The organism is Segniliparus rotundus DSM 44985 (assembly GCF_000092825.1).
Classification (GTDB): domain Bacteria; phylum Actinomycetota; class Actinomycetes; order Mycobacteriales; family Mycobacteriaceae; genus Segniliparus; species Segniliparus rotundus.
In genome coordinates this window covers 179,269-192,883 of the sequence record NC_014168.1, presented here as the reverse complement: position 1 = coordinate 192,883, position 13,615 = coordinate 179,269, and the positions used below count along the sequence as shown (strand labels likewise).

Sequence of the window (13,615 nt, the reverse complement as noted above, 5' to 3'; positions counted from 1 at the left end):
CGACGGGCCTTCAGTCTTCCAGCCCCAACAGCCTGATGCGCTCTTGGTGCCGTTCGGTCACCTCGTCGAAAAGCTGCGCGATGCGGTTGAGGTTTCCCGAGCTGCGCAACAGCAGATCGGCGAGCTCCTCCCGGCTGGCCAGCACTGTTTGGGCCTGCGCGATCGCCTCGCCGAGCAGCCGCCGGGCCCAGAGCGCGAGACGGGAGCGCTCTTTCGGGCTGGCCAGCACCGATTGGCGCACCGGCTCGACCACGAACTGCGCGTGCGCGCGGTCCGTGAGCACGTCTTTGACGACCGCTGCCACCTCTGGCGGGAGGCCGTCGGCGATCTCCAGGTAGAAATCCGCCGCGAGGCCTTCGCCGACATAGAATTTGACCAGCGCTTCGAGCCAGGTGCTCGGCGTGGTCCGGATGTGGAACATGTCGAGCACCGGCTGGAAGGACGTCATCTCCTGGAAAACGTCCGCGCCCCGGGCGGCCAACGCCTCGCGCAAGGTCTCGAAATGTTGGAACTGGGCGGCTCCCATCCGCGCGATCGCCGCTTTCCCCGCCAGGGTCGGCGCGAGCGCGGCGTCCTCGGCGAGCCGGTAGTACGCGGCGAGCTCGCCGTACGCGAGCAACGCGAGGAACTCGGGAACACCGTGCCATTGCGCTGGGGGGGTCTGGTCCACGGGACTCAGTGTACCGACCGCCATGTATACTGAATATGCGCGTCGCGGTGCGGACGGGGCTCATATGAGGCGCATATCATGCAGCGCGCCTCGTCGGCGCGCCTGACGAGGAGAAAACATCATCACAACGGATATTGGACCGAGCTTCGCAGAACTCGGGGTTCACCCGGAAATCGTCGCTTCGCTCGCCGCCGCGGGCAAGCACAACGCGTTCGCCATCCAGGAGCAGGCCCTGCCATTGGCCCTCGGCGGCCACGACCTCATCGGCCAAGCCCGCACCGGCATGGGCAAAACCTTGGCGTTCGGGATTCCGCTCCTGCAGCGGGTCGCTGAAGCCGCAGCCGAGGACATCCCCCGCGCTTTGGTGGTCGTGCCGACGCGCGAGCTGTGCCTGCAAGTCACCAACGACCTGGTTGACGCCTGCAAACAGCTCAAACTCTCCGACGGGCGCCCGACGCGCATCGTCTCCCTGTACGGCGGCAGGCCCTACGAGGGGCAGATCGCCACGCTGGAGAAAGGCGTGGACGTCGTCGTCGGCACCCCTGGCCGGCTGCTCGACCTGTGGGGTCGCGGGAACCTGAAGCTCAACGCGATTCGGATGCTCGTGCTCGACGAGGCGGACGAAATGCTCGACCTGGGCTTCCTTCCGGACGTCGAGAAGATCATGGCCAAGCTGCCCACCGGCAAACAGACGATGCTGTTCTCCGCGACCATCCCCGGCCCGGTGCTCACCCTGGCCCGGACATTCATGACCCAGCCGACGCACATCCGCGCCGAGTCGCACGACACCGCCGCGGTGCATGAGCGGACCACGCAGCATGTGTACCGCGCGCACGCCCTCAACAAGGACGAACTGGTCTCCCGGTTCCTGCAAGCCGAAGGCCGGGGGACGACGATGATCTTCACCCGGACCAAACGCAGCGCGGGCAAACTCGCCGACGAGCTGGTCGAGCGCGGCTTCTCGGCAGGCTCACTGCACGGCGACATGAGCCAAGGCGCCCGCGAAGAGGCGCTTTCCGGGTTCCGCAAGGGCAAGATCGAAATCCTTGTGTGCACGGACGTGGCCGCCCGAGGCATCGACATCGACGGGATCACCCACGTCATCAACTACACCTGCCCCGAAGACGAGAAGGTCTACGTGCACCGGATCGGCCGCACCGGCCGGGCGGGGCGCACCGGCATCGCGATCACGCTGGTGGACTGGGAAGACCTGCCCCGCTGGGAGCACATCAACACCGCGCTCGGCCTGAACCACGCCGAACCGCCGGAGACGTACTCGAACTCGCCGCACATCTACACCGACCTCGGCATCCCCGAAGGCTCCACCGGCAGGCTCACCCCGGCCCAGCCCGCCCCGCCCAGGGCCGAGCGGCGCGAACGGGGCGAACGCCCTGGACGCCGGGGAGACTCCCCCAAGCCCGTCCGGGACCGTCAGCGCGTCCGCCGCAACAGCGCCACCGGCGCGGCGCCCGCCTCGGGCGCTCCGGCGACCGCGGCGGCGGAGGTGGGCGCGGCTCCTTCCGGCGCAGGCGACGCGGACGGCGGCGCGAAGCGCCCCCGCCGTCGGCGTCGCCGCGGTGGGGCCGCACAACCCGCCGCCGAATAGTCGTCCATGCGAAGACCAGTTTTTTGGCGTGACTGCCTTATCGCGTTTTCGATCGCATTGACCGTCCTGGCCGCGGGGGCGGTCCTCTGGTTGCGCGCCCCGACGCGGCAGGTGGTCGCACAGACCGCCGCGCGAGCGGCCCCGTCGCCGCAGAACGCGGCCGTCGTGCCGGAAAGCTTCGAGCTTGCCTGGTCGAAGTCCGACAGCGCCGCCTCGTCGCCGATGGTGTTCGGCGGCACCTTGGTCGTCGCGGACGCCCATGCTCTGACCGGCTGGGAAATCGCGACCGGACGACAAGCGTGGCGCTTCGCCGAGCCCATGCCGCTGTGCGCCGCGACCTCCGCGTGGGGAAAAGTCTTCGCCGTGTACCGGGGCCCGGACGGCTGCTCCCTTGTCGTGGCCCTGGAAGCCGCCACTGGGAAACGGCCGACTGGTCTGCATGAAGACACACGCACGGGCAACGGGGCCTTGTTCCGGCACATCCGGCTCGCGCCGACCGTCCTCTCGCAAGGCTCCGAGGGCGGGGGGCCAGGCTCCGGGACAGGCGCGTGGGCGCCGCATATGATTCTGGCCCTCGGCCCCCGCCATCTGGAGCTTTGGCATGAGAACCTGTTGCGCAGCGTGGAGTACGGGCACGTCACCACCCCGTTCGAACCGAACAAGCAGCCCCACCCAGGTTGCGCGCTGCGCTCCGCGGTTGTGGGCGAGGACTCGTTCGCGGTCCTGGAGCGTTGCAGGCGTGATTCGGCCCTGCTGCTCTCGTTCCTGAAGAACTCGCCGAAGAAGGACACCGAACCGGAGAAAGCCTGCCCGAAAGAGCAGACCTGTTCCGCCGTGCTCGACACATTGCAACCGGGCGATGACGCGGAGCTGCTCGGCGTCGTCGACGAGCGCGCAGCGCTGTACGTGCCAGCGACGCAGGACCATCCTGCGCAGATCGCGGAAGTGGGCATGCACGGCGAAGTCGTCCGGAGCACCGATCTGAACACGCCGGTCACCGAGCACCAGACGCCGCCGTGGCGCACGAGCCCCGCGCTCATCACCTGGTGGACCGGCGCCGCTGTCGTGGGCCTCTCCGCGGAGAGCCTGGCGGTGGTTTTCCAAACTCCCGGCCTGGTCGGGCCCGCGACCGAAATGGGCGGACAGCTCATCGCCCCGACCGCGGACGGGCTTGCCGTCCTCGACCCCGCCACCGGCGCGAGGCTCAGAGACATTCCGATGCAAGGGGCCAACGCCGGGGGGAAGGGCGGGGTCAGCCTCGCCGTGAGCGGCTCTTCGGTGATCCGCCAGCAGGGCGGAAAAGTTTTGGTGTACTCCGGGCGCTGAGCCGCGAACATCATCCTGGAAGATAGTGCGATGACTGCAAAGAACCGGCTCGTGCTCATCCGGCACGGCGAAACCGAATGGTCCCGGATCGGCAGGCACACCAGTGTCACCGACCTTCCCCTTCTGCCACTCGGACAAACGCAGGCGCAGGGATTGAAAGGGCCGCTCGAACAGCTGCAACTGCGCGATCCGCTGGTGTATTCAAGTCCGCGCAAGCGCGCGTTGCACACCGCCGAGCTGGCCGGGCTCACCGTCAACGAGACCTGGAACGATCTCGCCGAATGGAACTACGGCGAGTACGAGGGTTTGACGACCCACCAGATCCGCATGATGGAGCCGGATTGGTCGGTGTGGACGCACCCTTCGCCGGACGGGGAAAGCGAAGAGGACGTGCTGCATCGCGCGGACCAGGTGATCCGTGAGGCCGTGTCGAGGCTGGCCTATCACGATGTGGTGCTGGTCGGCCACGGGCATTTCAGCAGGGCGCTGCTGGTGCGCTGGCTCGAACAGCCCCTGATGCTGGGGCGACGGTTCGCTTTTCCCGCCGCGTCCATCACTGTGCTCGGCCACGAGCACGATCTCCGGGTCGTCGAATGCCTCGGGGTCCGGAGCGCGCAAACCGGCTACATGGACGGGGTCAGCCTCCCGGTCGCGCCGATGGCTTGAGGGCGCGGTGTGCGGCCGACGAGGTCACAGCGTCCGGTTTTCACTCGCCCAGCGCAACGCCGTCGGTGTGAAAAGACAGACGAGGTTGGCCAGCGCGGCCAGGCCGAGCGGGTAGCCGATCAGCGGCTGCTGCGAATCTCGGACCGTTCCGTACGCGATGGGCAGCAAGAGCAAGCAGAAGAGGACGATCAGCCCCCTCCCCCAAGCCTTGCCTTTCACGAGCGCCCCGCCAGCCGCGGCGAGGGCGCCGCCGAAGGCGAGGAAAGCGACGGCAGTGGCCGGGGAGGAAAGCCCCGGGAAGCTTCTGCCCATCAGCGCGGCCACCGCGACCGCGGCCCCGAAACCGGCCGCGATGAGGCCCAAAACCGCGGACACGACCCCCGCTGCGAGGATCGGCTTCGGAGGCGCGGGGGGCGGGGCCGGACTGGAGTCGGGACGGGGATCAGGGTGCATCGCCTTCCAGCGTAGGCGTTAGGCTGTGCGGGTGCGCGCGGTACTGGTGGTCAATCCCCGAGCCACCACCACGACGGCGCAGTCGAGGGGGTTGCTGGTCTCGTTGCTGCAGAACGATCTCGATCTGACCGTTCAGGAGACCTCGCATCGCGGGCACGCCGCCGAGCTGGCCGCGGAGTGCGTCGCGAACGGGACGGATTTGGTCATCGCCCACGGCGGCGACGGGACGGTGAACGAATTGGCGTCCGGCTTGCTCGGGCCGCCGGAGCAGTCCTCGCGCCCCGAACCAGGGGCGGCGCCCGCAGTGGCGGTGATTCCTGGCGGCTCCGCGAACGTTTTCGCCCGATCCCTCGGGATCAGCCCTGATCCGAGACGTGCCGTCGACCAACTCCTCAGGGCTCTGCGCGGGAATGAGCGCAGGCGCGTCTCCGCTGGGCTGTGCGACATGAGCCTGGCAGACGGGCGGCGCGAGTCCCGCTGGTTCCTCTGCAACGCAGGGCTCGGCATTGACGCGGACGTCGTCGCCATGATGGAGGCGGGACGTTGGTCGGGGCGCCCGGTCACACCGGCACGGTATTTCTTGGCCGCGGTGTCCGCGTATTTCCGTTGGGCTTTTCGGCCTGGCCCGCTCACGCTCGAACTTCCCGGCACAGCGCCGACGCGAGGAGTCGGCCTGGCGTTTGTGAGCAATTGCAGCCCGTGGACATACTTCGGGAATCGGCCTATCACCACCAATCCGGGGGTCCGACACGACAAAGGCCTCGGTGTGTTTGCCGCCACAAAGCTGGACCCGTGGCACAGTATTCCGTTGGCCGTGCAACTGCTTTCGCCCCGGACCGCGCCGGACACACCTGGTTCCGTACGTGTCGATAATCTCATTGAGCTCACCCTGAGCAGCGCCGATGCGCTGCGGTGCCAGATCGACGGGGAATACGTCGGCAAGCGAGTTCGCGCGGAATTCCGTTCCATTCCAGCGGCCCTCGACGTCGTCGCCCCGTGTTCGTGACCGAACTTGTGGAACTTCTTTTCTTTTTTCCGTGCGCGTTGGGAAATTTTGGAGTAAAAATGTTAAGAGACAGCTTGTGAAAGCTGCGCCGAGCAGCCAAAGAAGCAAGAAGGTGACAAAGGCCACTCTCTCATAACAAGCACTTGACTTCCGTCAGGATTGTGCGACCATACAATGGCAACATTGTGGAAACAATGCGTCGCGAAACATGAACTCAGGGTTACAGCCGTGCCCATGTGCGACGGGTCATGGGCGCTGTATTTTTGCGAAACCACCCACCCAAGACGATGCGACCGGTTCTGGCCGCACAGATAAGTAACGAGAATACGAGGAGCAAAGAATGGATTGGCGCCATCAGGCCGTGTGTCGGGACGAAGATCCGGAGCTGTTCTTCCCTGTCGGCAACAGCGGCCCGGCGCTTGAGCAGATCAAGCGTGCCAAAGTGGTCTGTCATCGCTGCCCGGTGAGCCCCGAATGCCTCTCTTGGGCATTGGCCTCCGGACAGGACTCCGGTATCTGGGGGGGATTGAGCGAGGACGAGCGGCGAGCCCTCAAACGGCGCAACGCCCGGGCCCGGGCCCGAACCGTCGTCTAGCAGACGAGAAAAGACGAGAAGAAGAGCCTCTGCCGACGCAGGGGCTCTTTTCTTTTGCCCGCCGCTCTCTTGAGCGCGTTGCCCGCACAGGAGGGAGCGCGCACCGGCCCCGGCGAGACGAGGCGAGGCGAGGCGACGCAATCCAAGCCGCAGCGCGATATGGCGTGCAAAAAGCGGCGCGCGAAGAGCGGGGCAACGCGGTCGGCCGCGCGAGGATCGGGCTGAACAACAGGTCGGCTACGGCCACCAGCGCTCTAAGACCTGCGCCACGCCCTCTTCGACGCAGGAAGCAGTGACCTCCGAAGCGGTTTCCAGCACAAGCGGATGCGCGTTGGCCATCGCCACCGAACGGCCCGCCCAACGCAACATGGCGATATCGTTCGGCATGTCGCCGAACGCGATGACGTCCTGCGCTTCGACGCCGAACATCGCGGCGAGCTGCGCGATGGCGCTGCCTTTGCTCACACCGGGCGGGCCGATCTCCAACAGGCCCGCCGAGGTCGAGAAGCTGACCTCCGCGAAATCCCGCACCAGCGGCCCGAGCACCCGCGCCATAGCGTCGGAGGACTCCTCGACCGCGCGGACCAGGAACTTCACCGCCGGACGCGACAACAGCTCGGTTTCGGACGCGGGCGTGTAATCCGAGGTCGCCCACGCGTGCACATAGCCGGGCGTGCTCACGTAGGCGAGCGGGTCGGTCCCGTGGTCCACTCGCTCGACCGCGAATTCCGCGCCGGGCAGCGCCTGCTTGACGGCCTCGGCGAGGCGGCGCAACGCGGCGATTTCGAATTCGCTGGCCCGCAGCACGACGTCCTTGGCAGAGTCGTAGGTGATGGAGCCGTTCGCGCAAATGGTCATCGGCGGCGCGTCGAGCTGCCTGACAATGCGCAACAGGCTGCGAACGCCTCGGCCGGAGGCAAGGACGAAATGCGCCCCGGACGCGACAGCGGTGCTGATCGCTTTCCGGGTGCGCGGCGTGACGTGCTCGTTCTCATCGAGCAGCGTGCCGTCGACATCGCTGACGATGAGTTTGGGCGGACGCCCGTGCGGCGCGGCGGCGCTCTCTCTGGATTGGTGGTGCGCGTGCTCGTGGGAATGGCGTGCTGGCATAACGCGGCTAATGCTTCTTCTCGTCTGCGCCCGCCGCGCGGGCTGCGGCCCGTTTGGCCCGTTTCTCTTCAGCTTCCGCCGCGTCGAGCGCGTCCGCCTCCTCCAAGCTCGGAGCCCCGCCGCCAAGGCGCTTGGGCACCCACCACGCGCCCGGCGGGTACGGGCCGAACGTCTGCGCGTATTTGTCTTGGACCTCGTAGAGCTTGGCCTGCATGCTCTCTTTGAGCTTCACGATGAGCTGCTCCGGGGGCAGGTCCGGCGCGATGGGCTCGCCCACCTCGATCCAAATCGGCGTCTTCGTGCGGCCCATCGCCTTCGGATGGCCTTTGGTCATGATCCGCTGCGAACCCCAGACGATGACCGGGACGATCGGCACCTTCGCGTCGATGGCCATCCGCGCCGCGCCGCTCTTGAACTCGCGCAACTCGAAGCTGCGGGAAATCGTCGTCTCCGGGTACACGGCGACGAGCTCGCCCTCTTTGAGGAGCCGGACCGCGTGGTCGTAGCTCGCCTTCCCGTAATCCCGGTCGACGGGAATGTGGCGGAGCCGGTCGAAAAGCCACCGCACGAAGGGGTTTTCCCGCATCTCGGTCTTGTACATGAACCGCATATTGCGTTTGTGCAGGAACGAGGTGAGCCCGCCGAACGGAATGTCGAGATACCCGGTGTGGTTGAGCGCGACCACCGCGCCGCCGCGCGCCGGCATGTTGCCGACGCCGACGATCTTGAGGCGCAATCCCTGATAGAGCCACATGAGCCGGGCGGCGGTGTTGACCGTTCCATACAGGATTTCCATGCCGCCCAGCCTAGCCTGTGCGGGGGTTGCCCGTATCATCGGAGCTGTGATGGCGTTGCGCGCGGTGTTCGCGGGAGTGGGGCTCGGAGCCCTCGGCGTCGCCGCCGCCGCGTTCGCGCCCGCGGGCTCCACCGCCCGCCAGATCATCCCCGATGTCGTCCAGGACGCGCAGGCGCAAGCGAGACGGGCCGAGGAGCCCGGCGCGTGTTTGGCACTTGGGCCGGGCGGGCAACCAGGGGGCGCCGTGGACTGCGCCGCAGAACATGTCTTCGAGGTGGCCGCGTCGGTGGACCTGAACGACTACCCCGGCACGGTGTTCTCCTCGACCGCCTATCCGGACCAGAAACAGATCGCGGCCTGGGACCAACAGCTGTGCTCAGGTGTGGTGAACAACTATCTGCGCGGACGGTTCGACACCCATGGCAGGTTCAAGATCGGCGCGTTGCTGTCCAGCGAAAGCGCGTGGGCGCACGGCGGGCACACGCTGCGCTGCGGGCTCGAAGTGCCCGGCGGCAACGGCGCGCTGCTCTCGTTCACGAACCGGGTCGCGGACCAGGACCAATCCCTCACCTATGACACCGGCGTGTGCGTCGGGGCCGAGCACAACATGCCGACCGAACCGGTGGACTGCTCCCAGCCGCACGCTTTCGAGGTCATCGGGCAAACAGACCTCGCGAAACTGTTCCCCGGCCGCTCCGACACGGACCCGCCGACGGAGGACGAGCAGAACGACAAGCTCAAAGTGCTGTGCGAGCAGGCCGCCGAAGCGTACTTGGGGAACGCGGAGCGGCTGCGGGCCTCGACGCTGGACGTCAACTGGACCATCGTCAAGACGCAGAGCTGGCTGGTCGGCAGCCGGAAGACCGTGTGCTTCGTCGCCAGGCACAACGACCAAGGGTTCGCCGTCGTCACCGGCAGCGCCAAAGGGGACGTGCTCATCGACGGGGCGAAACCGGTCGCGCCGCCGAAACCGACCCGGAGCACTTTCGGCCCGATCCAGCCGCCTTCCCGACCCCCGGAGTAACGCCCGTCCGGAGCGGCCTTCTAGAGGAACGGCCGGATCGCGACGCCCGATGCCGCCAAGGCGGCGCGGACCGCTCGCGCCGAGGCCACCGCGCCCGGCGTGTCCCCATGGAGGCAGATCGACTCGGCCTTGCCCTCCTGTGCGAACCGCGTCGCCTGCTCGGCGATGGCCCGAGGGTCGGTCAGCACCGCGCCCGGCTCGCTGCGGGGGACCAGCGTGCCCTGCGACGTGTAGGCGCGGTCGGCATATGCCTCCGCGACAAGGCGCAAACCGTGGGTCTCGGCTTTGGCGGTGATCGCCCCGCCGTAGTGCACGACAGGCAGTCTCGGGTCGAAGTCGGCCACGGCCTGGGCGAACGAGTCGGCTTGGCGGTCGTGTTCGGCGAGCGCGTGGTACAGCGCGCCGTGCGCTTTGACATAGCGCACCCGACTGCCCATGCAGCGGGCAATGGCGTCGAGCGCCCCGACCTGGTACACCACGGCCGCCGTGAGGTCTTTCGGCGCGATGTCCAGGAAGCGCCGCCCGAAGCCCAACAGATCCGGGTAGCTCACCTGCGCGCCGATCACGACATCCGCGCGGGCCGCGGCCTGGCACGTCTCCCATAAGGTCGCCGGGTCGCCGCCGTGGAACCCACAGGCGATATTCGCGCTGCTCACCATCTCCAGCATCGCCCCGTCGTCGCCGATTCGCCACACCCCCAAGGATTCGCCGAGGTCGGCGTTGAGATCAACCACTGCAGCGACCATGGGGAATCAGCGCGGAACGAGGGCCCCGCCCGCCTTCGAACCGTCGCCGCTGCCACCAGGTTCTGTCATCGCGGCGATGTGCGGCTCGGTCATCGCGGCCGGGCGTGGCCCGGTTTCTTTGGCCTGGGGGGAACTGGCGTGGGCGCCGCGCACGGACACAACCGCAGCGGCCGTGAGGAGAACAAGGGCCGCGAACGCTCGACCGAAAGACATAGCTGGATGGTATCCCCGGTGGGTCCAAGATCGCCAGTGATGTGTCCCGAACGTGACATTCGGCCTTGTCGACGGGAGGAAGGACACCCGCCGGGCCGTTACGGCGAACCCGGCGACGAGGGGTGCGCCAGCTGATCGACGACTGCTTTGGCGATGGACTGCGCTTCCCGGCGCAGCTCGTCCTTGAGCCGCTGCGAATCGTAATCGAGCCGTGCGGAGAATTGGCGGTCCACCGTGTAGTCGCTCAGGTAGTCCGCGCCCGACACCCGGACCAGCACCCGCATGTTGGACACCCGCAGGCTGACCTGCCAACTCGCGCCTTGGCTCTGCGAGTAGTCCCACCACCCGACGGCCTCGTCCCCGATATTCGGCTCGGGCACGAGACGCTTCGGATCGACTAAGGGCGGTTTGAGCTCGCGTTTCGCGTCGTCCACCCCCTCTGAGAGGAAACCGCTCCGATACAGGGCGTACTCCAAGAAGACCTTGCGGAAATTCGGCTCCCCCTGTTTCCAGTCTCTGCGGTTGACGGCGTCGGTGAACGAACGAGCGCAGAATTTCGTCGAGCCAGACGGCCGGGAGATCGCCGTGTCCTCGGGCAACACATCGTCTTTGCGCCCTTGCGGGGCCAACGGCCCGACCGCCGCGTCCACCGCAGAGGAGATCCCCGCGAAACAGGCTTCTGGCAGCGAGGCGAACCGCTCTGATTCTCCGAGCACGGAGCACGACGCAAGGCCCAGAGGCAGCGACACGGCGCCCAGCGCCGCCCAACCGGCACGAGCGAATGTTCTGCCGTTCTTCATCGGTGTCAGGGTATCAGCCTGCGGCGCGAAAACGGCGACGACGGAAAAAACCGACCGCCCGCGCGCCCATGTAGAGCAAGAAGCAGATGGTGGTGATGAGCGCGGACGGCGGCCACGAGGGAGCCAGCGAGAGCAGCACCCCTCCCACGGCTGCGAGCTGCGCGAAAACAAAGGCGAGGACTGCCCCCAGGCGGGGCGACGCGGTCAGCCGGGCAGCTGCCGCAGCAGGGGCGACCATCAAGGCGAGCACCAAGAGCGCCCCGACGACCTGCATCCCGATCGCCGCAGCAGCGGCGACGAGCACTGTGAAACCGACCGCGAGGGAGCGTGTCGGGACCCCCTTCGCGGCGGCCCCGAAGGGGTCCAGGCTCGCAAACCACAACGGGCGCCCGCAGCACATCACCACCAGGCAGGCCACAACGGCGGTGGCAGCCATAAGCCGCAGATCGTCGTTGCTGACGCTCGCGAGCCCGCCGGTCAACAGGGAGGACAAATTCGTGGCCGCCCCCTCGCGCAAGTTCAAGAGCAGCACCGAAAGGCCGAGGCCGAACGAGAGCACGACCCCGGACGCGATATCCCGGTCGGCGGCCCGCAAACCCAGCAGCCCGAACACGAGCCCGGCCGCCAGGGCCCCGAACATCGAGCCCAGGCGCAACGATCCGCCGAGGAAGAGCGCCAAAGCGGCCCCGGTCACAGCGAGCTCGCTGGTCGCGTGGACGGCGAAACTCATCCGCCGCTGCACGATGAACGGGCCGAGCGCGGCGGAAAGCAGGCCGAGGATCGCCGCGGCGAGCACGGCGCGGCGCGTCGGCGCGTAGCCGAGCAGGTGCCAGGTGAGCCCCCAATCGAAGAAACTCGCCGAACTCATCCGTGGCCCTCCTCGCCCGCGCCGACCACCACGAGTTTGCCGCGCACGTTCAGCACGTCGATCGGGGACGCGTACAAAGCCGAGAGCGACGCCGCCGTCATGACCTCGTCCACCGGACCGTGGCGGTGCCCGCCGCGCGCCACGTACAGCACCCGGTCGACATGCGCGAGCACCGGGTTGAGCTCATGGGTGATGAAGACGACCGCCGCGCCGCGCTCCTGCTGCTGGCGGACGATCTGTTCGACCACCAACGTTTGGCTCGCGAGATCGAGGCTCACCAATGGCTCGTCGCAGATGAGCAGCTTCGGGTCGCCGATCAAGGCTTGGGCGAGGCGCAATCGGGCGAATTCCCCGCCGGAAAGCCCGCTGACGGGCCGGTCTGCGAAATCTTCCGCGCCGAGCCTGGCAAGCGTCCGCGCCACGGCGGTCTTTCTGCGCCCCGCGCGCAGGAACCCCGGCCCCAGGCGGAACCCGTCGTAACCGAAGCCGACGAAGTCGCGTCCGCGCAACGCGGTCGCGCGGTCCAACTCCACCCGCTGGGCGAGGTACCCGATGTGGTCGCGGGCCCGCGCGGGCGGTTGGCCGAAAATCTCGACGCTTCCCGCGTCGAGGGCGCGCAGACCGAGGGCGGCTTGCACCAGTGTGGACTTGCCAGCGCCGTTGGGGCCGAGGACGGCGAGGAACTCGCCGGGCGCCAACGCGAGATCGAGGTTCTCGACCAGGACGCGCTCCCCGACGCGCAGCGCTGCGGCGGAAAACCGCAGCGCCGGCTCAGCGGGCCGGTCCGGCATGTTCGCCGTTCGGTTGGGCGGGCGATCCGAGCGCCGTGGTGAAGCCGCCGAGGATCGAGCGCAGCCAGTCGCTGTACGAGGCGACCTGCGGGGGCGGGGTCTCGCCGACGCCCACGACCGGCACACCAGCCGATGTGGCCGCGGCGAGCAATTCGTTGACCGACTTGTTCTCCTCCTGCGGGTTGTCCACCACGAGGTCGGCCCCTCGGGAGGAGATGAGCCCGACGGCGGCGGCCTGGTCCGCGAGCGCGGGGTCCGACTCGTTCGCCACTGCGGCCCGGTACCCGGCGGGGGTGACGTCGCTGGCCCCCAGGTAGTCCAGCAGGTATTGCCCGACGGACTCGGTTTGCACCGCGCGCAGCCCCGGATGGCTCCGGCCGAGCTCTTCGAGCTGTTCGGCGAAGCCCTGCAGCTGCGCGCGCAACGTTCGCAGGTTGTGCCGGTAAAGGTCGCCGTGGGCGCTGTCTTCGCGGCTCAGCTCGTCGGCGAGCTCGTGGGCCACTGCGTCCACGACGGCGAAGTCGAAGAACACATGCGGATTGTCGAGCGCGGCGTTGCCCTTTGGCCGCAGTTCGGGGCTGACGATCGTGGCGGACTCCCCCTTGATCGCTTTCGGGCCGCCCCCGGCGGGGAGCGCCTTGTCCATGAAGGAGTCGTAGCCCTTCCCGCCCATGACGGCGACGCTGGCGCTTTCGACAGCCGCCGCGTCTCGCGAGCTGAACTGGTACTCGTGCGGGTCCTTGCCCGCGCCGACGATCACCGCGACGGGGACCTGCTCGCCAGCGACGGCTTTCGCGACCAGGGCCCACGCCTGTGTGGAGGCGACGATGTTCGGCGTGCGCGCAGTCGCGCCACCGGCGGATTTGTCGCATCCGGCGAGGGCCAACGCCGCCAAGGCCAGAGCGCCGTACCGTGTGCGCCGCAAGGGTGACGCAGACATCATCG

At 67.9% G+C, this 13,615-nt stretch carries 16 protein-coding genes; 6 read left to right on the top strand and 10 right to left on the bottom strand.

The window, feature by feature from the left end:
- Nucleotides 1–10: 10 nt before the first annotated feature.
- The gene (locus SROT_RS01095) at nucleotides 11–694 is read right to left on the bottom strand and encodes a ferritin-like fold-containing protein (protein ID WP_013137157.1); all 684 of its coding nucleotides are present in this window, start codon (nucleotides 692–694) and stop codon (nucleotides 11–13) included.
- Between the two features lie 94 nt (nucleotides 695–788).
- Here SROT_RS01095 and SROT_RS01090 point away from each other — a divergent pair, with 94 nt between their 5' ends.
- The 3 genes from SROT_RS01090 to SROT_RS01080 are packed head-to-tail and all read left to right on the top strand — an operon-like array spanning nucleotide 789 to nucleotide 4,268.
- Nucleotides 789–2,276: a DEAD/DEAH box helicase gene (locus SROT_RS01090; RefSeq protein ID WP_013137156.1), complete on the top strand. Its 1,488-nt coding sequence runs from the start codon at nucleotides 789–791 to the stop codon at nucleotides 2,274–2,276.
- 6 nt (nucleotides 2,277–2,282) lie between these two features.
- Complete coding sequence (locus SROT_RS01085; RefSeq protein WP_013137155.1) at nucleotides 2,283–3,602, top strand: Rv3212 family protein; 1,320 nt, start codon at nucleotides 2,283–2,285, stop codon at nucleotides 3,600–3,602.
- A gap of 30 nt (nucleotides 3,603–3,632) precedes the next feature.
- Nucleotides 3,633–4,268, top strand: coding sequence for an acid phosphatase (locus SROT_RS01080; protein ID WP_013137154.1), 636 nt, complete (start codon nucleotides 3,633–3,635; stop codon nucleotides 4,266–4,268).
- 24 nt (nucleotides 4,269–4,292) lie between these two features.
- On the opposite strand, the gene SROT_RS01075 is transcribed toward SROT_RS01080, so the two are convergent.
- On the bottom strand, nucleotides 4,293–4,721 hold the full coding sequence (locus SROT_RS01075; protein WP_013137153.1) for a hypothetical protein: 429 nt from the start codon (nucleotides 4,719–4,721) through the stop codon (nucleotides 4,293–4,295).
- 31 nt (nucleotides 4,722–4,752) lie between these two features.
- Between SROT_RS01075 and SROT_RS01070 the strand changes: the two genes are divergently transcribed.
- Nucleotides 4,753–5,727, top strand: a complete 975-nt coding sequence (locus tag SROT_RS01070; RefSeq protein WP_041407509.1) for a diacylglycerol/lipid kinase family protein — start codon at nucleotides 4,753–4,755, stop codon at nucleotides 5,725–5,727.
- Between the two features lie 340 nt (nucleotides 5,728–6,067).
- Complete coding sequence (locus tag SROT_RS01065) at nucleotides 6,068–6,322, top strand: WhiB family transcriptional regulator (protein WP_013137151.1); 255 nt, start codon at nucleotides 6,068–6,070, stop codon at nucleotides 6,320–6,322.
- 237 nt (nucleotides 6,323–6,559) lie between these two features.
- Here the strand turns inward: SROT_RS01065 and SROT_RS01060 are convergent, their stop codons facing one another.
- Both SROT_RS01060 and SROT_RS01055 read right to left on the bottom strand, forming a co-directional pair.
- A complete protein-coding gene (locus SROT_RS01060) occupies nucleotides 6,560–7,432 on the bottom strand; it encodes an HAD family hydrolase (protein WP_013137150.1) in 873 nt (290 codons plus the stop codon).
- Nucleotides 7,433–7,439: 7 nt separating this feature from the next.
- Nucleotides 7,440–8,228, bottom strand: a complete 789-nt coding sequence (locus SROT_RS01055) for a lysophospholipid acyltransferase family protein (protein WP_013137149.1) — start codon at nucleotides 8,226–8,228, stop codon at nucleotides 7,440–7,442.
- Nucleotides 8,229–8,277: 49 nt separating this feature from the next.
- Between SROT_RS01055 and SROT_RS01050 the strand changes: the two genes are divergently transcribed.
- Nucleotides 8,278–9,252 (top strand): septum formation family protein, encoded by a 975-nt coding sequence (locus tag SROT_RS01050; protein WP_013137148.1) that lies wholly within the window; start codon nucleotides 8,278–8,280, stop codon nucleotides 9,250–9,252.
- 20 nt (nucleotides 9,253–9,272) lie between these two features.
- Here SROT_RS01050 and SROT_RS01045 read toward each other — a convergent pair whose 3' ends face one another.
- From SROT_RS01045 to SROT_RS01020, 6 genes are all read right to left on the bottom strand, one after another.
- Entirely contained in the window at nucleotides 9,273–9,998 is a 726-nt protein-coding gene (locus tag SROT_RS01045) for a 5-oxoprolinase subunit PxpA (RefSeq protein WP_013137147.1), read from the bottom strand.
- A 6-nt stretch (nucleotides 9,999–10,004) separates the two neighbouring features.
- On the bottom strand, nucleotides 10,005–10,211 hold the full coding sequence (locus SROT_RS01040; protein ID WP_013137146.1) for a hypothetical protein: 207 nt from the start codon (nucleotides 10,209–10,211) through the stop codon (nucleotides 10,005–10,007).
- 98 nt (nucleotides 10,212–10,309) lie between these two features.
- Nucleotides 10,310–11,011, bottom strand: coding sequence for a hypothetical protein (locus SROT_RS01035; protein ID WP_013137145.1), 702 nt, complete (start codon nucleotides 11,009–11,011; stop codon nucleotides 10,310–10,312).
- Nucleotides 11,012–11,024: 13 nt separating this feature from the next.
- Entirely contained in the window at nucleotides 11,025–11,879 is an 855-nt protein-coding gene (locus tag SROT_RS01030; RefSeq protein WP_013137144.1) for a metal ABC transporter permease, read from the bottom strand.
- Complete coding sequence (locus tag SROT_RS01025) at nucleotides 11,876–12,670, bottom strand: metal ABC transporter ATP-binding protein (RefSeq protein ID WP_013137143.1); 795 nt, start codon at nucleotides 12,668–12,670, stop codon at nucleotides 11,876–11,878. The genes SROT_RS01030 and SROT_RS01025 overlap by 4 nt, the downstream gene beginning before the upstream one ends.
- On the bottom strand, nucleotides 12,651–13,613 hold the full coding sequence (locus SROT_RS01020; RefSeq protein WP_013137142.1) for a metal ABC transporter solute-binding protein, Zn/Mn family: 963 nt from the start codon (nucleotides 13,611–13,613) through the stop codon (nucleotides 12,651–12,653). The genes SROT_RS01025 and SROT_RS01020 overlap by 20 nt, the downstream gene beginning before the upstream one ends.
- Nucleotides 13,614–13,615 lie beyond the last annotated feature (2 nt).